Annotated in this window: 20 protein-coding genes and 3 pseudogenes; 11 read left to right on the plus strand and 12 right to left on the minus strand. The window is 70.1% G+C overall.

What is annotated here, in order from left to right; all coding sequences use genetic code 11:
• The 4 genes and pseudogenes from AB0O67_RS29005 to AB0O67_RS29020 form a co-directional block, all read right to left on the minus strand.
• Positions 1 to 184, minus strand: a 184-nt coding sequence (locus tag AB0O67_RS29005) for a DUF3311 domain-containing protein (protein ID WP_365456162.1), incomplete at its 3' end; no start/stop codon positions are given.
• A 100-nt stretch (positions 185 to 284) separates the two neighbouring features.
• A complete protein-coding gene (locus tag AB0O67_RS29010; protein WP_365456208.1) occupies positions 285 to 452 on the minus strand; it encodes a YbdD/YjiX family protein in 168 nt (55 codons plus the stop codon).
• Positions 433 to 1,176: pseudogene (locus AB0O67_RS29015) on the minus strand (carbon starvation CstA 5TM domain-containing protein); the annotation flags it as partial. The pseudogene AB0O67_RS29015 and the gene AB0O67_RS29010, both read right to left, overlap by 20 nt.
• A 183-nt stretch (positions 1,177 to 1,359) precedes the next feature.
• Entirely contained in the window at positions 1,360 to 2,124 is a 765-nt protein-coding gene (locus AB0O67_RS29020) for a GntR family transcriptional regulator (protein ID WP_365456165.1), read from the minus strand.
• 395 nt (positions 2,125 to 2,519) lie between these two features.
• Between AB0O67_RS29020 and AB0O67_RS29025 the strand changes: the two genes are divergently transcribed.
• The 5 genes from AB0O67_RS29025 to AB0O67_RS29045 all read left to right on the plus strand — a co-directional run bounded on the left by AB0O67_RS29025 (position 2,520) and on the right by AB0O67_RS29045 (position 7,893).
• The gene (locus AB0O67_RS29025) at positions 2,520 to 3,794 is read left to right on the plus strand and encodes an extracellular solute-binding protein (RefSeq protein WP_365456168.1); all 1,275 of its coding nucleotides are present in this window, start codon (positions 2,520 to 2,522) and stop codon (positions 3,792 to 3,794) included.
• Between the two features lie 87 nt (positions 3,795 to 3,881).
• Complete coding sequence (locus AB0O67_RS29030) at positions 3,882 to 4,856, plus strand: sugar ABC transporter permease (RefSeq protein ID WP_365456171.1); 975 nt, start codon at positions 3,882 to 3,884, stop codon at positions 4,854 to 4,856.
• On the plus strand, positions 4,853 to 5,683 hold the full coding sequence (locus tag AB0O67_RS29035; protein WP_365456174.1) for a carbohydrate ABC transporter permease: 831 nt from the start codon (positions 4,853 to 4,855) through the stop codon (positions 5,681 to 5,683). The genes AB0O67_RS29030 and AB0O67_RS29035 overlap by 4 nt, the downstream gene beginning before the upstream one ends.
• An 8-nt stretch (positions 5,684 to 5,691) precedes the next feature.
• Positions 5,692 to 7,209, plus strand: a complete 1,518-nt coding sequence (locus AB0O67_RS29040; protein ID WP_365456177.1) for a glycoside hydrolase family 3 protein — start codon at positions 5,692 to 5,694, stop codon at positions 7,207 to 7,209.
• A gap of 132 nt (positions 7,210 to 7,341) precedes the next feature.
• Positions 7,342 to 7,893, plus strand: a complete 552-nt coding sequence (locus AB0O67_RS29045; protein WP_365456180.1) for a DoxX family protein — start codon at positions 7,342 to 7,344, stop codon at positions 7,891 to 7,893.
• 112 nt (positions 7,894 to 8,005) lie between these two features.
• Here AB0O67_RS29045 and nagB read toward each other — a convergent pair whose 3' ends face one another.
• Positions 8,006 to 8,791 carry a glucosamine-6-phosphate deaminase gene (nagB, locus tag AB0O67_RS29050; protein WP_365456183.1) on the minus strand — a complete coding sequence of 262 codons (786 nt, stop codon included), beginning with the start codon at positions 8,789 to 8,791 and terminating at the stop codon, positions 8,006 to 8,008.
• Between the two features lie 357 nt (positions 8,792 to 9,148).
• Here nagB and AB0O67_RS29055 point away from each other — a divergent pair, with 357 nt between their 5' ends.
• The 3 genes and pseudogenes from AB0O67_RS29055 to AB0O67_RS29065 all read left to right on the plus strand — a co-directional run bounded on the left by AB0O67_RS29055 (position 9,149) and on the right by AB0O67_RS29065 (position 12,146).
• Positions 9,149 to 10,171 (plus strand): SIS domain-containing protein, encoded by a 1,023-nt coding sequence (locus tag AB0O67_RS29055; protein WP_365456211.1) that lies wholly within the window; start codon positions 9,149 to 9,151, stop codon positions 10,169 to 10,171.
• A 28-nt stretch (positions 10,172 to 10,199) separates the two neighbouring features.
• A pseudogene (locus AB0O67_RS29060) lies at positions 10,200 to 10,312 on the plus strand (TetR/AcrR family transcriptional regulator); the annotation flags it as partial.
• Positions 10,313 to 10,679: 367 nt separating this feature from the next.
• Positions 10,680 to 12,146, plus strand: a complete 1,467-nt coding sequence (locus AB0O67_RS29065) for a PAS domain-containing sensor histidine kinase (protein ID WP_365456214.1) — start codon at positions 10,680 to 10,682, stop codon at positions 12,144 to 12,146.
• 242 nt (positions 12,147 to 12,388) lie between these two features.
• Here AB0O67_RS29065 and AB0O67_RS29070 read toward each other — a convergent pair whose 3' ends face one another.
• Together AB0O67_RS29070 and AB0O67_RS29075 are read right to left on the minus strand one after the other, a co-directional pair.
• The gene (locus AB0O67_RS29070) at positions 12,389 to 12,646 is read right to left on the minus strand and encodes a WhiB family transcriptional regulator (RefSeq protein WP_016639615.1); all 258 of its coding nucleotides are present in this window, start codon (positions 12,644 to 12,646) and stop codon (positions 12,389 to 12,391) included.
• A gap of 319 nt (positions 12,647 to 12,965) precedes the next feature.
• Positions 12,966 to 13,934, minus strand: a complete 969-nt coding sequence (locus tag AB0O67_RS29075; protein ID WP_365456186.1) for a diacylglycerol kinase family protein — start codon at positions 13,932 to 13,934, stop codon at positions 12,966 to 12,968.
• Between the two features lie 159 nt (positions 13,935 to 14,093).
• Here AB0O67_RS29075 and AB0O67_RS29080 point away from each other — a divergent pair, with 159 nt between their 5' ends.
• Positions 14,094 to 14,546 carry a hypothetical protein gene (locus AB0O67_RS29080; protein WP_365456189.1) on the plus strand — a complete coding sequence of 151 codons (453 nt, stop codon included), beginning with the start codon at positions 14,094 to 14,096 and terminating at the stop codon, positions 14,544 to 14,546.
• 374 nt (positions 14,547 to 14,920) lie between these two features.
• Here the strand turns inward: AB0O67_RS29080 and AB0O67_RS29085 are convergent, their stop codons facing one another.
• The 3 genes from AB0O67_RS29085 to AB0O67_RS29095 all read right to left on the minus strand — a co-directional run bounded on the left by AB0O67_RS29085 (position 14,921) and on the right by AB0O67_RS29095 (position 17,059).
• The gene (locus AB0O67_RS29085; protein ID WP_365456192.1) at positions 14,921 to 16,108 is read right to left on the minus strand and encodes an RNA polymerase sigma factor SigF; all 1,188 of its coding nucleotides are present in this window, start codon (positions 16,106 to 16,108) and stop codon (positions 14,921 to 14,923) included.
• 17 nt (positions 16,109 to 16,125) lie between these two features.
• Positions 16,126 to 16,539 carry an anti-sigma factor gene (locus AB0O67_RS29090; protein WP_015657891.1) on the minus strand — a complete coding sequence of 138 codons (414 nt, stop codon included), beginning with the start codon at positions 16,537 to 16,539 and terminating at the stop codon, positions 16,126 to 16,128.
• Between the two features lie 259 nt (positions 16,540 to 16,798).
• On the minus strand, positions 16,799 to 17,059 hold the full coding sequence (locus AB0O67_RS29095) for a UBP-type zinc finger domain-containing protein (RefSeq protein WP_365456196.1): 261 nt from the start codon (positions 17,057 to 17,059) through the stop codon (positions 16,799 to 16,801).
• A gap of 61 nt (positions 17,060 to 17,120) precedes the next feature.
• On the opposite strand from AB0O67_RS29095, the gene AB0O67_RS29100 reads away from it, so the two are divergent.
• A complete protein-coding gene (locus AB0O67_RS29100) occupies positions 17,121 to 18,734 on the plus strand; it encodes a Na+/H+ antiporter (RefSeq protein WP_365456199.1) in 1,614 nt (537 codons plus the stop codon).
• 37 nt (positions 18,735 to 18,771) lie between these two features.
• Here the strand turns inward: AB0O67_RS29100 and AB0O67_RS29105 are convergent, their stop codons facing one another.
• Positions 18,772 to 19,674, minus strand: a complete 903-nt coding sequence (locus AB0O67_RS29105) for a pyridoxal-phosphate dependent enzyme (RefSeq protein WP_365456202.1) — start codon at positions 19,672 to 19,674, stop codon at positions 18,772 to 18,774.
• 21 nt (positions 19,675 to 19,695) lie between these two features.
• Entirely contained in the window at positions 19,696 to 20,286 is a 591-nt protein-coding gene (locus AB0O67_RS29110; RefSeq protein ID WP_365456205.1) for an N-acetylmuramoyl-L-alanine amidase, read from the minus strand.
• Between the two features lie 291 nt (positions 20,287 to 20,577).
• On the opposite strand from AB0O67_RS29110, the pseudogene AB0O67_RS29115 reads away from it, so the two are divergent.
• Positions 20,578 to 20,954, plus strand: a pseudogene (locus AB0O67_RS29115) (Crp/Fnr family transcriptional regulator); the annotation flags it as partial.

The raw sequence follows: 20,954 nt of genomic DNA on the forward strand, positions 1-20,954 counted from the left end.
TGGAGATCACGACCCAGGCCATCTGGTACCAGTAGAAGAACGGGATGCCGATGAAGGTCGGGTCCGTCTTCGCGTACGAGCCCACCCAGAGCATGGTCACGAACGGCGCTATCAAGCAGAGGGCGATGACGACGCGCACAGGCGTCACCACCGGCCCTCTGTTCACTTCTGAGGCTTCTGACATCGGGCGGCTCCGTCCCCTCGCTGATCGCCTGGTGCAACGCGCAGGCAATCTAGGTCACGGTGTCCCGCTACCGGAAGCCCTTGTTCAGATACCGGTTACTTCAGCAACAGCGGAAGCCCTGCCGGGGGTCCTTTTCCTGTCGGTCCGTCCGCATTCGCTCGAACTCCCGCCGGGTGGGCACCTCGGCGTCGGAGTGGTCCTTTCGGATATGCCTGACATAGCGGTCGTAGGCCGACTCGTCGGTCAGCTCACGGACGTACCAGCGCATCCCGCTGGTCACCCGGCGCAGCAGTGCCGACGGTCGCACGGCGGACCTCCTCCTTCTCCTCCCGCGTGGCGATCAGGCCGTCCGGTGCCACGATCTTCGACTCGACGTACGGGGCCTCGCTGAGCGTGGTGAGCGCGGGCCGCCGGATGTGCCGGACGCAGATCCGTGTCGCGTCCACCAGCACGACGACGATCAGCAGGGCGAGGGCGGCGGTCAGGGCGCCGTCCACCGTGGAGTTGGTGACGACGGTGTGCATGTCGGCCATGGACTTGGCCGGCGGCAGGATCTCGCCCCGGTCGATGGCGTCCTGGAACACCTGCCGCTGCTTGAAGAAGCCGCCCTTGGGGTCGCTGGAGAAGGCCTTCTGCCAGCTGGCGGTCAGGGTGACAACGGCGTCCCAGGCGAGCGGGATGCCGGTGATCCAGGCCCACTTGAGGCGGCCGGACTTGATCAGGAGCGTCGTGCAGACCGCCAGTGCCACGGCCGCCAGCAGCTGGTTGGAGATGCCGAAGACCGGGAACAACTGGTCGATGCCGCCGAGGGGTTCGTGGACGCCCACCCAGAGGAAGTAGCCCCACATCCCGCAGACGATCGCGCTGGTGATGATCAGGCCCGGCTTCCAGCTGACGTCGCGGAAGGGCTTGTAGACGTTGCCGAGGGTGTCCTGGAGCATGAACCGGCCCACGCGCGTGCCGGCGTCCAGCGCGGTCAGGATGAACAGCGAGGCCCCAGATGACGATGGTTCGGGCGTTCGCTGTGCGCACGGGTCGTCCTCCCGTCGTATGCGTTACGGAGGACCGTAGGACAGGTGGTGTGACCTGCGCTACACCGCGGACGGGCTCATGCCTCGGGGCCCGCTCTTCACGCCGCGGGCCCCGCTCTTCACGCCGAGAGGCCTCGCATCGCTCTACTCCTCGGGCCGCTTGAGCCGGGCCACGAACTTGTAGCGGTCGCCGCGGTACACCGAGCGCACCCACTCCACCGGCTTGCCCTCCCGGTCCAGCGAGTGCCGGGACAGCATCAGCATCGGCAGGCCGACGTCGGTGCCGAGGAGACCGGCCTCCCTCGGGGTGGCCAGCGAGGTCTCGATGGTCTCCTCGGCTTCCGCGAGATGGACGTCGTAGACCTCGGCGAGCGCGGTGTAGAGGGACGTGTACTTGACCAGGCTGCGGCGCAGGGCCGGGAAGCGCTTGGCGCTCAGGTGGGTGGTCTCTATGGCCATCGGCTCGCCGTTGGCCATGCGCAACCGCTCGATGCGCAGGACCCGGCCGCCGGGGGTGATGTCGAGCAGCTCGGCGAGCCGGTCGTCGGCGGTGATGTAGCCGATGTCCAGCAGTTGCGAGGTGGGTTCGAGGCCCTGGGCGCGCATGTCCTCGGTGTACGAGGTGAGTTGCAGCGCCTGCGACACCTTCGGCTTGGCGACGAACGTGCCCTTGCCCTGGATCCGCTCCAGCCGGCCCTCGACCACCAGCTCCTGAAGGGCCTGGCGCACCGTCGTGCGGGAGGTGTCGAACTCCGCGGCCAGCGTGCGCTCGGGCGGGACCGGTGTGCCGGGCGGCAGGGTCTCCGTCATGTCGAGCAGATGCTTCTTCAGGCGGTAGTACTTGGGCACGCGTGCGGTACGGACGGGTGTCCCGCTCTCGTTCTCCGCACTGCTGACCTCAGTGCTCATGGTCCGCCTTCCCGGCTCACGTACCGACACGACCGACGTCCGCCGGTCACGGCTCACATCGTGGCACGACCGCGCGCGAGAGGTTCCCCGCACGCTCCGTGATCCCCCCTGTATACCGTCGGCGCCCCCGATGGTCTAGTCCATGAAGGTCATGTGGTCTACCTCGGAGTGGGTGATGGAGCCGCTGTTTTCGAGGGGTTCTTACTTAAAGGTTCCTGCATATGTAGGTCCCATAACGGCTGGTCGGGCCGTAAACGAGACCCTTGACACGTCCTATGGTCTGGGCCAAGCTCCCCGGTACTGGTCTACACCATTGGTCCAGGTCCCGGCCCCAGGGCGGTACGTCAGTCACCGCGGGGACGAGGGGGGTTTGTGGCATCCCTGAGGAGGGTGGCGTGAAGCGCAAGCTGATATCCGCGATCGGTGTCGCGGCGATGATGGTCTCCATTGCGGCGTGCGGGGGCGACAAGGGCGACGAGGGCAAGTCCGGCGCGGACGGCTTCGCGGGCCAGACGCTCACGGTCTGGGTGATGGACGGCTCCTCGCCGGACCAGTGGCAGAAGGACGTCACCGCCGCCTTCGAGGCGAAGACCAAGGCGAAGGTCAAGTTCGAGATCCAGCAGTGGAACGGTATCCAGCAGAAGCTGACCACCGCCCTGTCCGAGGAGAACCCGCCCGACGTCTTCGAGATCGGCAACACCCAGACCCCGGCCTACGCCAAGACCGGCGGCCTCGCCGACCTGGCCGACCTCAAGTCGGAGATCGGCGGCGAGTGGACGGAGTCGCTGAACAACTCCTCGGTCTTCGAGGGCAAGCAGTACGCGGCGCCGTGGTACTTCGCCAACCGCGTCGTCCTCTACAACAAGAAGGTCTGGGCCGACGCCGGCATCAAGGACACGCCCAAGACCCGCGACGAGTTCTACGACGCCCTGAAGACGATCGGCGAGAAGACCGACGCCGAGCCGATCTACCTGCCCGGCCAGAACTGGTACCACTTCGTCGGCCTGGTGGTCGGCGAGGGCGCCGAACTGGTCAAGAAGGACGGCGACAAGTACGTCTCCAACCTCGACGACCCGAAGGTCGCCGCCGCCGCGGAGACCTACAAGAAGTTCCAGGCCCTCTCCAAGGCGCCCAAGGACAAGGACGAGGCCACCCCGCAGCAGGGTGAGGTCTTCGGCAAGGGCAACGTCGGCGCGTTCATCGGCATGGGCTGGGAAGCCGGCATCGCGATCGAGGCCAACCCGAAGATCGAGAAGGAGATCGGCTACTTCACCATTCCCGGTGCCACGGCCGAGAAGCCCGAGGGTGTCTTCCTCGGCGGCTCCAACCTCGCGGTCGCCGCGGGCAGCCAGAAGCAGGAGCTCGCCAAGGAGTTCCTGAAGATCGCCCTGAGCGACAAGTACGAGGGCCAGCTGGCCAAGCTCAACGGCGTCATCCCCAACAAGGAGTCGCTGCAGACCAACCTGAAGGGCAACGCAGCCGCCGAGGCCGCCGCGCCGGCCGCAGCGGGCGGTGGCACCACGCCGCTGATCCCGGAGTGGGCCGCGGTCGAGAACGCGCCCAACCCGATCAAGACCTACCTCACCGCCGTGCTGAACGGTAAGTCCCCGGCCGAGGCCGCCAAGCAGGTCGAGGGCGAGTTCAACAAGCGTCTGGCGCAGCAGCAGTAACGAGCGCCCCAGCCGGGGCGGCGGCCGGCCCCAGTGGCAGGCCCCGCCCCGGCGATCGTACGTAGGTCGAGAAGAGAGATCGCGAGCATGACCGTGCAGACCGAACGGCCGCCCTCCGGTCCGGTGGAGATCCGCAAGCCGGACGGCGGGTCACCTCCCAGGCCCACGCGGCGCGGCGACGCCCTCGCCCCGTATCTGCTGCTGTTGCCGGCCTGCGTGGCCACCGTGCTGCTGCTCGGCTGGCCGCTGCTGAAGGACGTCCTGCTGTCCTTCCAGAACCTCAACATGGCGCAGCTGATCCAGCACGTCACCGAGTGGAACGGCATCGACAACTACAAGGAGACCCTCACCGGAGGGGACTTCTGGCGGGTCACCCTGCGCTCGATCCTGTTCACGGCGGTCAACGTCGTCCTGATCATGATCTTCGGCGCCCTGATCGGCCTGTTGCTCGCCCGTCTCGGCAGGCGGATGCGGGTCCTGCTGATGATCGGGCTCGTGCTGGCCTGGGCGATGCCCGTGGTCGCCGCGACCACGGTCTACCAGTGGCTGTTCGCCCAGCGCTTCGGCGTCGTCAACTGGGTGCTCGACAAGCTCGGCTGGCACTCCATGGCGGACTACAGCTGGACCAGCAGCCAGATGTCGACGTTCTTCGTCGTCACCCTGCTGATCGTCTGGATGTCGATCCCCTTCGTCGCGCTCAACCTCTACGCCGCGACCACCACCATCCCGGACGAGCTCTACGAGGCCGCCGCCCTCGACGGGGCCGGTGCCTGGCGGATCTTCAGCACCGTCACGTTCCCGTTCCTGCGGCCGTTCCTCTACGCCACCACGTTCCTGGAGATCATCTGGGTCTTCAAGGCGTTCGTGCAGGTCTTCGCCTTCAACGGCGGCGGCCCCGACCGGCTCACCGAGATCCTGCCCGTCTACGCCTACGTCGAGGGCGTCGGCAACCAGCACTACGGCATGGGTGCGGCGATCGCCGTCCTGACCATCCTGATCCTGCTCGCTCTGACCGCGTACTACCTGCGGATCGTGCTCAAGCAAGAGGAGGACGAGCTGTGAAGCGCTCGCTCTTCGGCCGCGTGTGGCCCAACGTCACGGCCGTCGTCCTGTTCATCGGCTTCGTCTTCCCCGTGTACTGGATGTTCGTCACGGCGTTCAAGCCGACCGGCGACATCATCTCGGAGACCCCGGTCTGGTTCCCGACCGACATCACCTTCGAGCACTTCAGGACCGCGACGGACGCCGACAACTTCTGGACGTTCGTCACCAACTCGTTGGTCGTCACGGTGCTCGCGGTCGTCTTCTCGCTGCTCATCGCGCTCGCCGGGGCCTTCGCGCTGGCCCGGATGCGGTTCAGGGGACGGCGTGGCTTCATCGTCGGCTTCATGATGGCGCAGATGGCGCCGTGGGAAGTCATGATCATCGCGATCTACATGATCGTGCGGGACGCGTCGATGCTGAACAGCCTGGTTCCGCTGACGCTCTTCTACACCATGATGATCCTGCCCTTCACCATCCTGACGCTGCGCGGCTTCGTCGCCGCGGTACCCCGGGAGCTGGAGGAGTCGGCGATGGTCGACGGCTGCACCCGCGGCCAGGCCTTCCGCAAGGTCATCTTCCCGCTGCTCGCGCCGGGCCTGATGGCCACCTCGATGTTCGGCTTCATCACCGCGTGGAACGAGCTCCCGCTCGTCCTGGTCGTGAACAAGGAGGCCGGGGCCCAGACGCTGCCGCTGTGGCTCACCAGCTTCCAGACCGTCTTCGGGAACGACTGGGGGGCGACCATGGCGGCGTCCTCGCTGTTCGCGATCCCGATTCTGATCCTCTTCGTCTTCCTGCAGCGCAAGGCGGTCAGTGGTCTGACCGCCGGCGCCGTGAAGGGATAACGCCCTCGATGACCACCTTCGCCAGCGACACCGACACACTGACACGTGACGCGCTGACGGTCCTCCAGCCCGGCTTCACCGGCACGGCGGCGCCCGACTGGCTGCTGCGCCGCCTCGGCGAGGGCCTCGCCTCCGTCGGACTGTTCGGCCGCAACATCTCCTCGCCCGACCAGCTCGCCGCCCTGACCGCCCAGTTGCGCGCGGAACGCGACGACGTCCTGGTCGCCATCGACGAGGAGGGCGGTGACGTCACGCGCCTGGAGGTGCGGACGGGCTCCTCCTTCCCCGGCAACCACGCGCTCGGCGCGGTGGACGACGTGGAGCTGACGCGGGAGGTGGCCGCCGAACTGGGGCGGCGCCTCGCCGCCTGCGGGGTGAACTTCAACTGGGCCCCGTCGGCGGACGTGAACTCCAACCCCGACAACCCCGTCATCGGCGTCCGCTCGTTCGGCGCCGACCCGGCGCTGGTCGCCCGGCACACCGCGGCGTACGTCACCGGCCTCCAGTCGGCGGGCGTCGCGGCCTGCACGAAGCACTTCCCCGGCCACGGCGACACCAACGTCGACTCGCATCACGCCGTGCCCCGCATCGACGCGGACCCGGCCGTGCTCGGCGACCGGGAACTGGCTCCGTTCCGCGCCGCGATCGCCGCGGGCACGCGGGCGGTGATGAGCGCCCACATCCTCGTCCCCGCGCTGGACCCGGACCGCCCGGCGACGCTCTCGGGCAAAGTGCTCACCGAACTGCTGCGCGGTGACCTCGGCTACGACGGCCTGATCGTCACCGACGGCATGGAGATGCAGGCCATCTCCGCCACCTACGGCATCGAGCGCGGCAGCGTCCTCGCCGTCGCGGCCGGCGCCGACGCCATCTGCGTGGGCGGCGGCCTGGCCGACGACGAGACGGTACGGCGGCTGCGCGACGCCCTCGTGGCGGCGGTGCGCGCCGGTGAGCTTCCCGAGGAGCGGCTGGCGGACGCGGCGGAACGGGTCCGCAAGCTGGCGGCGTGGTCGGCGTCGGCATCGACGATGGCGGGCGCGCGGTCGGTAGTGGCCGCGGGAGTGCCCGAGGTGACCGGCGAGGTGGGCCTGCGTGCGGCCAGGCGGGCGGTGAAGGTCACCGTCACCGGGACCGAAGCCTTCACGCCGCTCACCGCGCCCCCTTACGTCGCCGCCCTGACCCCCGTCGCCAACATCGCCGTCGGCGACGAGACCCCGTGGGGCGTGACGGCGGCGCTCACCGCCCTGCTCCCCGGCACGGAAGCCGGCACGTTCGGCGGGCAGGAGGCGGGCAGCGCCGCCCTCGCCGCGGCGGGGGAGCGGCGCATCGTGGCGGTCGTCCGCGACGAGCACCGGCACGCTTGGATGGCCGAGGCGCTCGACACGCTCCTGCGGGTTCGGCCGGACACGATCGTGGTCGAGATGGGCGTTCCGCAGGCGGATCCCCGGGGCGCGCTGCACATCGCGACGTACGGCGCGGCCCGGGTGTGCGGCCGGGCTGCGGCGGAGGTCATTGCGGGGGTGTGAGTCGGGCGTCAGACGTGAGGCGTGAGCGGCGCGGCGAGCCGCGCCGCTCCTCCTTTGGACGTCCTGCCCGCAAGAGAGGAGGATCGAAGGAGGGGAGTCCGCACCTGGGCCGTGCCCGGAGGTGATGACGCGATGACATCCCCCACTCGACGCTCACGTCGACCGACCAAGGCCTTCGGCGCGAGAGCGGCGCCGCGGGCGATGGGCGCCGCCGACGTGGGAATCCTTCTGCTGCGGCTCGCGGCGGGCCTGATCCTGGCGGGCAGCGGCTCGCAGAAGCTGTTCGGCCTGTTCGGCGGAGCGGGCCTGGACGCCACGGCGAAGGACTTCGCCGCGCAGGGGTACGAGCCGGGCACTTTCTTCGCCGCCCTGGCGGGAGCCTCCGAGCTGCTCGGCGGCCTGGGACTGGCGGTCGGGCTGCTCACCCCGCTGGCCGCGGCGGCCGCGATCGGGGTGATGTTCAACGCCATGACGGTGGCGCCCCAGTACAGCCTGTGGCCTGCCGGGCCCCCGTCGTTCGCCTACCCCATGCTCATCTGCGTCGCCGCCGTCACCATCGCCGCCGTGGGCCCCGGCCGCATCTCCCTCGACACCTTCTTCCCCTGGCGCGACGGCGGCTGGGTCCCGTTCTGCGTGGCGCTCGGGCTGGGAGTGCTCGGCGGCGCACTCGTTCTGGCGCTGTGAGGCGTGCGGGGGCCGGGCGTGGGGGCGGGGTGTGTGAGGTGAGGCGCGCGGGGCGTGGGACGGCCCCCTCCGGGCATGAGGCCCCGGGGCGGTCACCACGCCACGTGGTCGGCTAGATCCCCTGCCAGTCCGGCTTGTTGGCGTAGGTGTGCCGGAAGTAGTCCGCCAGCTTCAGCTTGGACGCCGCGGCCTCGTCGACGACCACGGTGGCATGCGGATGCAACTGCAACGCCGAGGCCGGGCACACCGCCGCGACCGGCCCCTCCACCGTCGCCGCGACCGCGTCCGCCTTGCCCTCGCCCGTGGCCAGCAGCACCAGGTGCCGCGCCTCCAGGATCGTCCCGATGCCCTGCGTGATGACGTGGTGCGGCACCTGGTCGATGTCGCCGTCGAAGAACCGCGCGTTGTCGACCCGGGTCTGCTCGGTCAGCGTCTTGATCCGGGTCCGCGAGGCGAGCGAGGAGCACGGCTCGTTGAACCCGATGTGCCCGTCGGTCCCGATCCCCAGCAGCTGCAGATCCACACCGCCGGCCTCGGTCAGCGCCGCGTCGTACGCCGCGCACGCGCCCGGGATGTCCTCGGCGGTCCCGTCCGGGCCCATGAACGCGTCCATCCCGATCCCGAGCGGCTCCAGCACCTCACGCCGCAGCACCGACCGGTACGACTCCGGGTGTTCCGCCGGCAGCCCCACGTACTCGTCGAGCTGGGCTATCCGCGCCCGTGAGATGTCCACGGCACCGGACCGCACCTTCGCCGCCAGCGCCTGGTAGATGGGCAGCGGCGTCGAACCGGTGGCCACGCCGAGCAGGGCGCCCGGCTTGCGGCCGAGCAGCTGCGCCGTGGCCTCGGCGATCAGCTCGCCGCCCGCCTCGGCGTCGGGAACGATGACAACTTCCACGCTGGGCCTGCCGATCTGAAGAGGGGACTCGAAGGGCACCCGGAAGGGGCCATGTGGTTTAGACCAATCTAACAGAGAGGTGTGCCCCGTCCCAGGCGGAGACAAGCCTCCGCGGGTGCGCCTGGACGCAGTGGGAACGGCCGGTGAAGGCAGGCCGGGACCCAGGTGAAGACGCGCCCCCGGAGGCGTCCTTGGGGAGGCGTGAGCTGCCGTGGGGGAGTGGAATGGTGCCAGCCCGGTGCCCACAGCCGACGCAGCCGACGCCGACGCGGAGGAGCCGCCATGACCGCCCCCGTCCCGTACCCCCACGACCCCCATGCTCCCCACGCCCCCCACAGCGAGATCCCCGGCCGGATCATGGCGCGGGAGATGGGCGAGCAGCCCGCGGTGCTGCGCCGGATCCTGGAGAAGGGTGCTCCCGTGATCCGCCAGGTGGCCCAGGACATCGCCGCCCGCGCACCCCGCTTCGTCCTGCTGACCGCCCGTGGCACCTCCGACCACGCCGCCCTCTACGCCAAGTACCTCCTGGAGGTCCGCCTCGGCCTGCCCTGCGGCCTCACCTCCATGTCCACCTTCACGGCCTACGGCGCCCGCCCCGACCTCACCGACGTGCTCGTCGTCACCGTCAGCCAGTCGGGCGGCTCGCCGGACCTGGTCGCCTCGACCCGGGCCGCCCGCGAGGCGGGCGCGATCACCCTCGCCGTGACCAACAACCCGGACTCTGCGCTGGCCGGCGTCGCCGAGTACCACCTCGACATCCTGGCCGGACCGGAGAAGGCGCTCCCCGCCACCAAGACCTACACGGCCTCCCTCCTCGCGCTCTACCTCTTCGTCGAGGGCCTGCGCGGCGGCGGCGGTGCCCCGGCCCAGGGGCTGCCCGACCTCGCCGGGCACCTGCTCGCCCGGCACGACGAGGTCCGCACCCTGGCCGCCCGCTACCGCTTCGCCGAGCGCATGGTGATCACCTCCCGCGGCTTCGGCTATCCCACGGCCAAGGAAGCCGCCCTGAAGCTGATGGAGACCAGCTACATCCCGGCCCTCGCCTACTCGGGCGCCGACCTGCTGCACGGTCCGCTCGCGATGGTCGACAACGTCTCGCCGGTCATCGCGGTCGTCACCGACGGCAGGGGAGGGGAGGCGCTCCAGCCCGTCCTCGACCGGCTGCGCGGGCGGGGCGCCGACCTGGTCGTGGTCGGGCCCAGGAGCCAGGTCGAGCGTGCCTCCGCCGGTTTCGTCCTGCCCACCGAGGGCGTCGCCGAGGAGGTCCAGCCCGTCCTGGAGATCATCCCGCTCCAGCTCCTGGCCTACGAGGTCACGATCGCCCGCGGCCAGGACCCGGACGCGCCCCGGGCGCTGGCGAAGGTGACGGAGACGCGCTGAGCGGCGGCCAGTGCCCCGCGCCCCGGTCCGCCACACCGGCGCGCTGAGCCAGGGCATGTCCCACAGGCGCGCGACGGCGCGAGCCGTGCGCAACTGGAGGCTCTCGCGGAAATAGCCATGGCCATCTGGCCCCGCACGTGAGCCGGGCGGGTTAGGCTGCGAAGCGCCAACTCCACACAGTCTTCAACAACAAAATCGCCACCGACGCATGGACACGAGTAGTGGTCTAGTCCACAATGCGTGGGAGGCGCGTAGAAACGATGAGCCTCCGTCTTCCCCGCACAGGAGGACGGACCGAGGAACCGGTGCTCTCTGCCCTGACTGCCCCGGCTCCTCATCCTTCGGCCGACCGGGACCGCACACCCCGTGGCCGATGCTGCTCCGGGCTGCGGTGCCGGGAGGGTTGAGGGTCCCTCCCAGGCGCCGCGGCCCGCGGGTGTTTTGGGCCCCGTACAGACACTTTTAGGACCTGGACAAACCGCCGGGTACGCTCGCAGACGTGCCCTCCATGAACGAACTGGTCCGCCAGCACACCGCCCTCGACGACTCCGATCTCGAGTGGCTCCACCTGCTGGTCTCGGAGTGGCAACTGCTCTCCGACCTCTCCTTCGCCGACCTGGTCCTGTGGGTCCCCACCCGCGACGGCACGCGCTACGTCTCCGTCGCCCAGATGCGGCCGAACACCGGCCCCACCTCCTACCAGGACGACATGGTCGGCCACCTCGTCCCGCGCGGCCGCCGCCCCATGCTGGACGCGGCGCTGGACGAGGGCCGGATCGTGCGCGAGGGCGACCCGGAGTGGCGCGAGGAGGTCCCGGTCCGGGTCGAGTCCATTCCGGTACGACGGGACGGGCGCGTCCTCGGTGTCATCGCCCGCAACACCAACCTCCTGACCGTGCGCACCCCGAGCCGTCTCGAACTGACGTACCTCCAGAGCGCCTCGGACCTGGCGCAGATGATCGCGGCCGGCGCCTTCCCCTTCGCGAACCAGCAGGTCGACATGGACGCCTCGCCCCGTGTCGGCGACGGCCTGATCCGGCTCGACGCGGACGGCCTCGTCCAGTACGCCTCTCCCAACGCGCTCTCCGCCTACCACCGCATGGGTCTCGCCGCCGACCTCGTCGGCCACCATCTCGGCCGTACGACGGCCGAACTCGCCCCGAGCAGGGGCCCCGTCGACGAGGCGCTGGCCAAGGTGGCCAGCGGCTGGGCGCCGCGCGAGTTCGAGATCGAGGCCCACGACGGGGTCATCCAGTTCCGGGCCATTCCGCTCAAGCCCAAGGGCACCCGCATCGGTTCCCTCGTCCTGCTCCGGGACGTCACCGAACTACGCCGCCGCGAGCGGGAGTTGATCACCAAGGACGCCACCATCCGGGAGATCCACCACCGGGTGAAGAACAACCTGCAGACGGTGGCCGCGCTGCTGCGCCTCCAGGCCCGGCGCATCGAGTCCGAGCGCGGCCGCGCGGCCCTCGAAGAGGCGGTACGCCGGGTCGGCTCGATCGCCATCGTGCATGAGACGCTGTCTCAGAACCTGGACGAGCGGGTCGAGTTCGACGAGATCGCCGACCGCGTACTGGCGATGGTCGCCGAGATCTCACCCGGCAAGGTCGCCGGCCGGCGAACCGGCCGCTTCGGCATCCTCGACGCCGAGGTCGCCACCCCGCTGTCCATGGTGCTCACCGAGGTGCTGCAGAACGCGCTGGAGCACGGCTTCCGCGAAGGCGACACCGGCACGGTCGAGGTGTCGGCGGTGCGCGGCGGTACGACGAAGGACACCCGCCTGCTGGTCACGGTGCAGGACGACGGCGTCGGCCTGCCCGAGGGCTTCGACCCGCACACCTCCGGCAATCTCGGCCTCCAGATCGTACGGACGCTCGTGGAGGGCGAGTTGGGCGGTACGTTCGACATGGTCCCGGCGCCGGAGCGCGGCACGCAGGTCGTCCTGGACATCCCGGTACGCACACAGAAGTGACCGACTTCCGCGGTGAACAGAGGCGGGACGGCAAAGCCGGTTCACGTGGTGCGGGCTTCACCGGGCACAGCAAAAAGTCCCGGACCAGGAGGTCCGGGACCAGTCGCTCGCTGCGATGGGGTTCCCCATGCCCTTGGGGCTGTGGGGGAGCTTCGGGGGTACTGCGCGCTGCGGCTCGGGGGCGGGAGATGCGTACTCGCTGTACGCGCCGCCAAGCTCAGGCTGTCAGCGGGGTGGGTATGTCAGGCGGAGGCCTGACGAGCCCGGTTGCGGGCGGCGCGGCGCTTCATGGCGCGGCGCTCGTCCTCGCTGAGACCACCCCAGACGCCGGAGTCCTGGCCGGACTCGAGCGCCCACTGCAGACACTGCTCCATCACAGGGCAGCGACGGCAGACGGCCTTGGCTTCCTCGATCTGCAGCAGCGCAGGACCGGTGTTGCCGATGGGGAAGAAGAGCTCGGGGTCTTCCTCGCGGCAAACGGCGTTGTGACGCCAGTCCATGGCTGCTACCTCTCCTTGGTATTACGTGAAGATTGCTTGTGAATGTGAACGCTTTCACGAATCCCTCAACAAGTGAAGGGCCGACCACCGAGTCTTCCTCGGCGTGGTCCTTGGTTGGTGAGGGGTTCCGGTGATCTGTGGAGGCCGGTGTTGCGGGCCGTCCCGATCGCCATGTAGAGACTCGCAAACCTCGGCGACGGATACAACCCCTTCCAGAAAGTTTTTTTTGATTCCTCGGTGTCGACTAGGTCACAGCCGTACTTCCATGGGGTGGATCCTGGCCTAAACGTTCGAGTGAAAGGACTTTGGCCCCTTCTGCTCACACAATCACACGCAGTGCACGGCGTACGCCTGTGAACGTCACGCTGGTGCGCAGCCCCAGGTGGTCACCGTCCATCTGAAGGGGTAGCGGCGCCTTCGAATGCAAGGTGAACTCATCCAGATCGTGCAAGGACACGGCATGCCTGCCCTGAGGTCCCCGCTCGGGGGACGAAGTGAGCAACTGGGTGCCATAACGGGCGACCGAGGCCGTGGACATCCGGCTGAGACCGAACACATCGAGTCCGGTGTCGAACGAGGCTTTGGGTGAGGCGTACATCGGGCGGTTGCCGAGGAACGTCCACGGGGCGGTGTTCGACGCTATGCACAGCAGCAGATCCGTCACGGCGTCCTCGCCCGGCCGCTCCATGGTGATCGTGCCCTGCCGGCGGCTCGGCTCGCCCAGCAACTGGCGCAGCACCTGGCGCACGTAGAGCGCGTGCGTCGACCTCCTGCCGCGCTCGCGCTGCTGCTCGACCCGGCCGACGACGCCGGCGTCGAAGCCGAGTCCGGCGTTGAAGGTGAACCAGCGGGACGGCACAGCCTCGTCCTCGGTGCCCGGTGTGCCTGAGGTCAGACCGAGTCCGACGGTGCGCTCGCCACCGTCACGCAGGGCGTCCAGCAGCGCGCCGGTCGCCTCGACGGCGTCGTTGGGCAGACCCAGGGCACGGGCGAAGACATTGGTGGAACCGCCGGGGACCACGGCGAGGCCGGGGACGTGGCCGGGTGCGGGGCCGTTGTGCAGCAGGCCGTTGACGACCTCGTTGACCGTGCCGTCGCCGCCGAGGGCGACCACGAGGTCGATGTCATCGCTCTCCGCCGCCTGCCGGCCCAGGTCGCGCGCGTGTCCGCGGTACTCGGTGGTGACCGCCTCCAGCTTCATCTCGCTCGCCAGCGCATGAATCAGGACATCGCGCGTACGTGCGCTTGTGGTGGTTGCCGCCGGATTGACCACGAGAAGTGCACGCATGACTCGCAGGGTACCTACTGGGTGGTACCGGGCACAGGCCGGACCGGTGATCCGGCGGAGATCGACGCGTGAGCCTGGACACGGGTGACCGGATCCGTGCGCAAGGTCGGGCCCTGGGGTCTTCCGGGGCGGGGGAGGGGCGAGGGCTACCCTTCTGGCGTGAGCTCTGAGCAGAACCCCACCCCCGATTCCGAGGCCGCCGCAGAGGCCGGTCCCCGTCCCGTCCGGCTGACGGTGGCCGCGGCGCTGGCCGCGCTGGAGGGGCTCGCGTTGGTGGTCGGCGGGGTCTGGATCCTCGTCCTCGGACTGACCGGGCACCCGGACGACCGGCAGCAGGCCGTCACCGGGGGCGTCACGCTGATGGTGCTCGCGCTGCTCCCGCTGCTCGCCGCGCGCGGACTGCTCGCGCGGCGCAGCTGGAGCCGCGGCCCGGCCGTCATCACGCAGATCATCTCGCTGCCCGTGGCCTACAACCTCCTGCAGGCCGACAGCATGGCCATCCCGGGCGGCATCGCCCTGGCGGCGGCCGCGGTCGCGTCCCTGATCCTGCTCCTCAACCCGGAGACGACCCAGGCCCTCGGGATCCGGGGGCCCGGCAACGCCGGGAAGTAGCAGGCGGGGGCCCGGGCCGGGCGGATTCCGCAGCGCCGCGCCTTGGCCGGCCCGGGGATTTCGCGCTGTTCCCGCGTCGGTGATTTCCCTGCGGGCGGGCCATGCCGTTCAGGGGGCGGGGTATCCGCACGGCCGGGGAGGCAGGCGCCGATGGAACAGGTGTCGGCTCCCACGCAGGCAACCGGGTCATGTGGTGGGTGGTGATCGCCCGAAAAGCCGCGATGCGCTGTTCACGCCGGCGGCCATGCTCCGCGCGGTCGCCGGCCGCGCCGTGCACGGGGGCGCGAATTCCCGCGCGGCAGGGCCGGGAGGCGTACGGATCGCGCGGACGGCGTTTCCCTTGCCGTCGGCGATTCCCGCGCCGGGTGCCCCGCCTACTCCTCCACCAGCAGCTTCTCCCGCAGCTGGGCCAGGGTGCGGGCCAGCAGGCGGGAGACGTGCATCTGGGAGATGCCGACCTCCTGCGCGATCTGCGACTGGGTCATGTTGCCGAAGAAGCGCAGCAGCAGGATCCGCTTCTCCCGGGGTGGCAGATCCTCCAGGAGCGGCTTGAGCGACTCCCGGTACTCCACGCCCTCCAGCGCCTCGTCCTCCGCGCCGAGCGTGTCGGCGACGGCCGGGGACTCGTCGTCGGTGTCGGGGACGTCCAGCGACAGCGTGGAGTACGCGTTGGCGGACTCCAGGCCTTCCAGGACCTCCTCCTCCGAGATCGCCAGCTTCTCGGCGAGCTCGTGGACCGTGGGGGAGCGGCCGTGCAGCTGCGAGAGCTCCGCGGTCGCCGTGGTCAGCGACAGGCGCAGCTCCTGGAGGCGGCGCGGCACGCGCACCGCCCAGCCCTTGTCGCGGAAGTGCCGCTTGATCTCGCCGACGACCGTCGGGGTCGCGTACGTCGAGAACTCGACGCCGCGGTCCGGGTCGAAACGGTCGACCGACTTGATCAGGCCGATGGTGGCGACCTGGGTCAGGTCGTCCAGCGGCTCGCCGCGGTTGCGGAAGCGGCGCGCGAGGTGCTCGACGAGCGGCAGATGCATCCGGACCAGCTGGTTGCGCAGCTCGGCGTACTCCGGGCTGCCCTCCTTCAGCCCGCGCAGCTCCACGAACAGGGCGCGTGCGCCACTGCGGTCCTGCGGGTGGTGGTGCGTGAACTGTGCGCTGCGCGTGGCCGCCGGGTCGGGCGTGGCATGCGCGTCGTGCTGTGCGTCGGGCACGTTCTGCACGTCCTGCTCCGCGTATCGCTCGTGCTCGCTCATCGTCCCGCCCGTCGCCCTTCCCCGAGCCCTCGTCTCCGCTCGGACAGGGGACACTCCGATCCGCCGTTGCGGAGGTGCACTCTGCACGGCACCCTCCTGATCCCGCTGCCCGTCGTCCAGGAAGCCGGCCTCCGTCGTGTCGGAGTCGTCCTCCGGATGCGGCCGGGCCTGCTCGGGGATGCCGTCGATGTCGTCCGCCATGTGACGGGCACCGATCGGACCGTCTCCCGAGCTCTCGGCGCCGCTCGAGCCGGGGACGCCTCCGGGCGCCCCGGCCGGCAGCTCCCGTGTGCCGCGCTCTTCGTCCCGCACCGGCCCGTCCCCGTTCCTCACGCCGGCCCGGGTCCCGCGCCGCGCTGTTTGTAGAGGCTGATCGAAACGGTTTTGTCGTCGTCCACGGCGGAGGAGACCTTGCCTGCCAGGGCGGACAGCACGGTCCAGGCGAAGGTGTCCCGCGAAGGGGCGTGACCGTCGGTCGTGGGCGCCGAGACGGTCACCTCCAGCGAGTCGTCGACGAGCCGGAAGACACAGCTGAGCACCGAGCCGGGCACGGCCTGCTGGAGCAGGATCGCGCAGGCCTCGTCCACCGCGATGCGCAGGTCCTCGATCTCGTCGAGGGTGAAGTCCAAACGGGCTGCGAGGCCGGCCGTGGCCGTCCGCAGCACCGACAGGTAGGCACCCGCGGCCGGCAGCCGGACTTCCACGAAGTCCTGGGTCGCGGGCTCGCCTGCGATCTGGGACACCCTCACCTCCAAGGTGGTACAAGCTCTACGGGGCCGAGGGTCGCCCCTCGGGGTAACGCGAAGTGTGTTCAGCGGTGACGCTACCGCGCTCGGAACCTACCTGTCCCCGGGACCCCAACCCCTTGCTGTCACTCATAGTAAACACATGAATACGCACAGTGGCTAGAGGGTGGGCGCCCCCAATTGGGAAGAGCGCGCGCCGGGTTGACGTACCCAGACGTCAGACGCTCGAACCGTCGGTCCGGACGTCACGAATCGGTCACGCCAGGACGTGGTCCACGAAGCACCATCGCCAATTCTCCCCTGGTTCGAACGTCCGCATCACCGGATGACCGGACTGCTTGAAATGCTCGGTCGCGTGCCGCCCTTCGGAGGAGTCGCAGCAGCCGACGTGGCCGCAGGTGAGGCACAACCGCAGCTGCACCGGATGCGAGCCGTCCGCCAGGCACTCGGGGCAGGTGTCCGTCCGGGCCTCGGGTTCCGGGTGCGGCAGCTCGTCGGCGTGCGTGCACTGTTTCATGATTGCCAGGTTACGACGGGCGCGCGGAACGCCGCGCGGAAAACGAGGGTGGGTTGGATCCATGGACGTGATGCCACTGCTGTTGCTGGTGGCGGGCAGCGCCGCGATCGCCGCGGCAGGCCGGCGTACCCCGGTACCGGCGCCGCTGCTGCTGGTCGCGGCCGGACTCGTGCTGTCGTACGTGCCCGGAGTCCCGGACTACCACCTCGACCCGCACGTCGTGCTGCCGCTGATCCTGCCGCCGTTGCTGCACACCGCGGCCACCGACAGCTCCTACCTCGACCTGCGGGCGCAACTGCGGCCGGTCGCGCTGCTGTCGGTCGGGTACGTGCTCTTCGCGACCTGCGTGGTCGGCTGGGCCGCCTATGTCATCGTCCCGGGCCTGCCGCTGACCGCGGCGCTGGTGCTGGGCGCCGTGGTGGCGCCGCCGGACGCGGTCGCGGCCACGGCGATCGCCCGCCGTGTCGGGCTGCCGTCCCGGATCACCACGATCCTCCAGGGGGAGTCCCTGGTGAACGACGCCACCGCGATCACCGCCTACCGCGTCGCCCTGGCGGCCGCCGTCGGCGAGGGCGCGACCTGGGCCGGTGGCATCGCCGAGTTCCTGGTCGCGGCGATCGGCGGCATCGTCGTCGGCCTCGTCCTCATGGTTCCGATCCACTGGCTGCGCACCCATCTCAGGGAGCCGCTCCTCCAGAACACCCTCTCCCTGCTGATCCCGTTCGTCGCGTACGCCGTCGCCGAGGCGGTGCACGCCTCCGGTGTCCTCGCCGTCGTCGTGGTCGCCCTCTACCTCGGGCATCGCGCGTGGGAGGTCGATTTCGCCACCCGGCTCCAGGAGAGCGCGGTCTGGAAGATGGTCGCCTTCGTCCTGGAGTCAGCGGTGTTCGCCCTCATCGGACTCCAACTGCCGGTGGTCCTGGAGGGACTGGGGGAGTACGAGGGCCTGGAGGCCGCCTGGTACGCGGTCGCCGTCTTCCTGGTGGTCGTCGCGACCCGGTTCGTGTGGGTGTATCCGTCGGTCCTCCTGCCCCGGATGCTGTCGGTGCGGATCCGGGAACGGGAGGCGGGTGCCACCGGGGAGACGGGCGCCACCTGGAAGGGCGCGTTCATCATCTCCTGGGCCGGGATGCGGGGCGTGGTCTCGCTCGCCATCGCCTTCTCGATCCCGCAGGTCATGGAGGGCGGGGAGCCCTTCCCCGGCCGCAACCTGATCCTCTTCCTGACCTTCACGACGGTCATCGGCACCCTCGTCCTCCAGGGTCTGAGCCTGCCCCCGCTGATCCGGCTGCTCAAGCTGCCCGGCCGGGACGTCCAGGCCGAGACGCTCGCCGAGGCCAACGCCCAGGCGCAGGCCTCCCGGGCCGCCGAGCGGCGCCTCGACGAACTCCTCGCCGACGAGCGCAACGCCCTGCCCGAACCGCTCGCCGCCCGGCTGCGCGCGGTCATGGAACGCCGCCGCAACGCCGTCTGGGAGCGTCTCGGGCAGTCCAACCCCATCACCGGCGAGACAGCCGACGACACTTATCGCCGCCTGGCCAGGGACATGATCAGCGCCGAGCGTGAGGTGTTCGTCAGGCTCCGCGACGGTCGCTTCATCGACGACGAGATGCTGCGGACGCTGTTGCGCCGCCTGGACCTGGAGGAGGCGGCGGCGTACCGCGAGACGACGTAGCGGGAGCTCCTGGTCGGAGCGAGGGGGGACGGCCTGGTCACGGGAAGGGGCGGCCGGTGATGACGGCCGCCACCGTGCTCCCGCGCGCGAAGGTTCCCTCCTCGGCGAGGGTGACAAGTCCGTACAGCATTTTGGCGACATACAGACGCTCGACGGGCAGCCCGTGCCGGTCCTCGAAGTCCGCGGCGAAGGCGTCGAGTTCCGGGGTGGTGCGCGCGTAGCCGCCGAAGTGGAAGCGGTCGTCGAGGTACCAGTCGCCGCGCGGGCCGCCGAAGGTCGCCTCCTGCAAGGTCCGTATCTCCGCGCCGAGGAAGCCGCCTTTGAGCACCGGTATGCCGAGCGCGCGCCGGCCTGGGCCCAGCCCCGCCGCCAGTCCCGCCAGCGTGCCGCCGGTGCCGCAGGCGATGGCCACGACGTCGGCGCGCCCGCCCAGTTCCTCGCCCAGCGCCCGGCAGCCGCGCACGGCCCGGGAGTTGCTGCCGCCCTCGGGGACCACCTGGGCGTCCTCGGCGCCGACCGCGCGCAGCAGGGCGGCGAGGGCGACGGGGTCCGTCTTGCGGCGATACGTCGATCTGTCGATGAAGCGCAGCCGCATGCCGTCGGCCGCGCACCGGGCGAGGGACGGGTTGAGGGGCCGGTCGGCCAGCTCCTGGCCGCGGACCACACCGACGGTCGCAAGGCCGAGGAGGCGGCCCGCGGCGGCGGTGGCGCGCAGGTGGTTGGAGTACGCGCCGCCGAAGGTGAGGATCGGGCGGCCGTGCGCCGCCGTGAGGTTGGGGGCAAGCTTGCGCCACTTGTTGCCGACGAGGTCGGGATGGATCAGGTCGTCGCGCTTCAGCAGCAGCCGTACGCCGTGCCGCTCGAAGCGGTCGTCGCGCACCTCCCGCACCGGGGAGGGGAGCCGCGGGTGCAGGATGGCGAGGGCGTCTGGGCTGGTCACCCGGCCATTGTCGCCCGTGGGCTACTTCAGTCGCTCGGCGATGCGCCCCCGCATCGCGGCCATCGTGAACCCGCGCGGGTCCACCTTTCCCGGCTGCCACTCCAGGTGGCCGATGACCGACCGGTGCGTCCAGCCGTGCTGCCGGCAGATCGCGGCGGACGCCCGCTCGATGGCCTCCAGCTGCACCTCGGGCCAGGGGTCCTTGCCGTCGCCGAGGTTCTCGCACTCGAAGCCGTAGAAGTGGCGGTTGCCGTCGGTGTTCGCCTCGTTGTCCGGCGGCAGCGCCTTCTCCGCGATCACCGCGCGCAGGACGTCGTCGTCGCCGAGACCCGCGTGGTTGGCGCGGCCGTAGCCGACGAGGTGGACCCTGCCGTCCTTGGTGATGACGCCGTGGCACAGCGGGCCGGGCAGGCCCTCGTAGCCCTTGCGGCACAGCTCGACGGTCTGGGCGCTGCCCCGGGTGACGGTGTGGTGGATCATGACGCCGTGCACGGGGGCCCAGGGGCCCTTGTGGTTGCGGTTGTGTTCTCTCCAGTTGCCGACCTCGACGACGGTGAGGCCCTCGTCCCGCAGGCAGTCGAGGAAACGGTTCGCGGACAGGGGTGAGGCCATCGGTGCCTCCTTCGCGGCGCGACGGCCGCCCGGCGCGGCCGCCTCGTACATGCTGCTTGTACCGAATCGGGAAGAAACGGAACCTCTCGTTCGTACAGCGAGCGAGCTTATTCGGCCAAAGCGGTGGTCGGGTGCCGTTCGGAGCGAAACCCGCGCATGCCCAGGGGGAGTTGATCCATTCCCGCTCTTTCGGGTAATAGCACGATCACGGTCCGTGCTGGAAGGCTCTTCCGCGGAGATCGGTGCCCGGGGCAATCCGTTGCCAGGGCATGACCGGGAGGGCAATTCCTTATGTCGGTAGGCGAAGAGGTCCGCACGGAGCAGACCAAGCCGCAGCAGAGCCTCGGCACGGCGGCCGCGCGGAACCTGGCCACCACGACCAAGTCCGTACCCCAGATGCAGGAGATCAGCTCGCGCTGGCTGCTGCGCATGCTGCCGTGGGTGGATGTACAGGGCGGCACGTATCGCGTGAACCGACGGCTCACCTATGCCGTGGGAGACGGACGCATCACCTTCGTGAAGACCGGCGACCGCGTCGAGGTCATCCCCGCGGAGCTGGGCGAACTGCCGGCGCTGCGGTCCTACGAGGACGAGGAGGTGCTGGCCGAACTGTCCCGGCGCTGTGAGCAGCGCGAGATCGCCGCGGGCGAGGTGATCGCCGACTTCGG

The organism is Streptomyces sp. NPDC086077, from assembly GCF_040686175.1.
Lineage (GTDB): Bacteria > Actinomycetota > Actinomycetes > Streptomycetales > Streptomycetaceae > Streptomyces.

Bases quoted from the DNA above. Each gene is read 5' to 3' on its own strand.
- AB0O67_RS29010 (WP_365456208.1), bottom strand. From the start codon at position 452: ATGCGCTGGTACGTCCGTGAGCTGACCGACGAGTCGGCCTACGACCGC.
- AB0O67_RS29020 (WP_365456165.1), bottom strand. From the start codon at position 2,124: ATGAGCACTGAGGTCAGCAGTGCGGAGAACGAGAGCGGGACACCCGTC.
- AB0O67_RS29030 (WP_365456171.1), top strand. From the start codon at position 3,882: ATGACCGTGCAGACCGAACGGCCGCCCTCCGGTCCGGTGGAGATCCGC.
- AB0O67_RS29040 (WP_365456177.1), top strand. From the start codon at position 5,692: ATGACCACCTTCGCCAGCGACACCGACACACTGACACGTGACGCGCTG.
- AB0O67_RS29045 (WP_365456180.1), top strand. From the start codon at position 7,342: ATGACATCCCCCACTCGACGCTCACGTCGACCGACCAAGGCCTTCGGC.
- AB0O67_RS29055 (WP_365456211.1), top strand. From the start codon at position 9,149: ATGGCGCGGGAGATGGGCGAGCAGCCCGCGGTGCTGCGCCGGATCCTG.
- AB0O67_RS29065 (WP_365456214.1), top strand. From the start codon at position 10,680: ATGAACGAACTGGTCCGCCAGCACACCGCCCTCGACGACTCCGATCTC.
- AB0O67_RS29070 (WP_016639615.1), bottom strand. From the start codon at position 12,646: ATGGACTGGCGTCACAACGCCGTTTGCCGCGAGGAAGACCCCGAGCTC.
- AB0O67_RS29075 (WP_365456186.1), bottom strand. From the start codon at position 13,934: ATGCGTGCACTTCTCGTGGTCAATCCGGCGGCAACCACCACAAGCGCA.
- AB0O67_RS29095 (WP_365456196.1), bottom strand. From the start codon at position 17,059: ATGAAACAGTGCACGCACGCCGACGAGCTGCCGCACCCGGAACCCGAG.
- AB0O67_RS29100 (WP_365456199.1), top strand. From the start codon at position 17,121: ATGGACGTGATGCCACTGCTGTTGCTGGTGGCGGGCAGCGCCGCGATC.
- AB0O67_RS29110 (WP_365456205.1), bottom strand. From the start codon at position 20,286: ATGGCCTCACCCCTGTCCGCGAACCGTTTCCTCGACTGCCTGCGGGAC.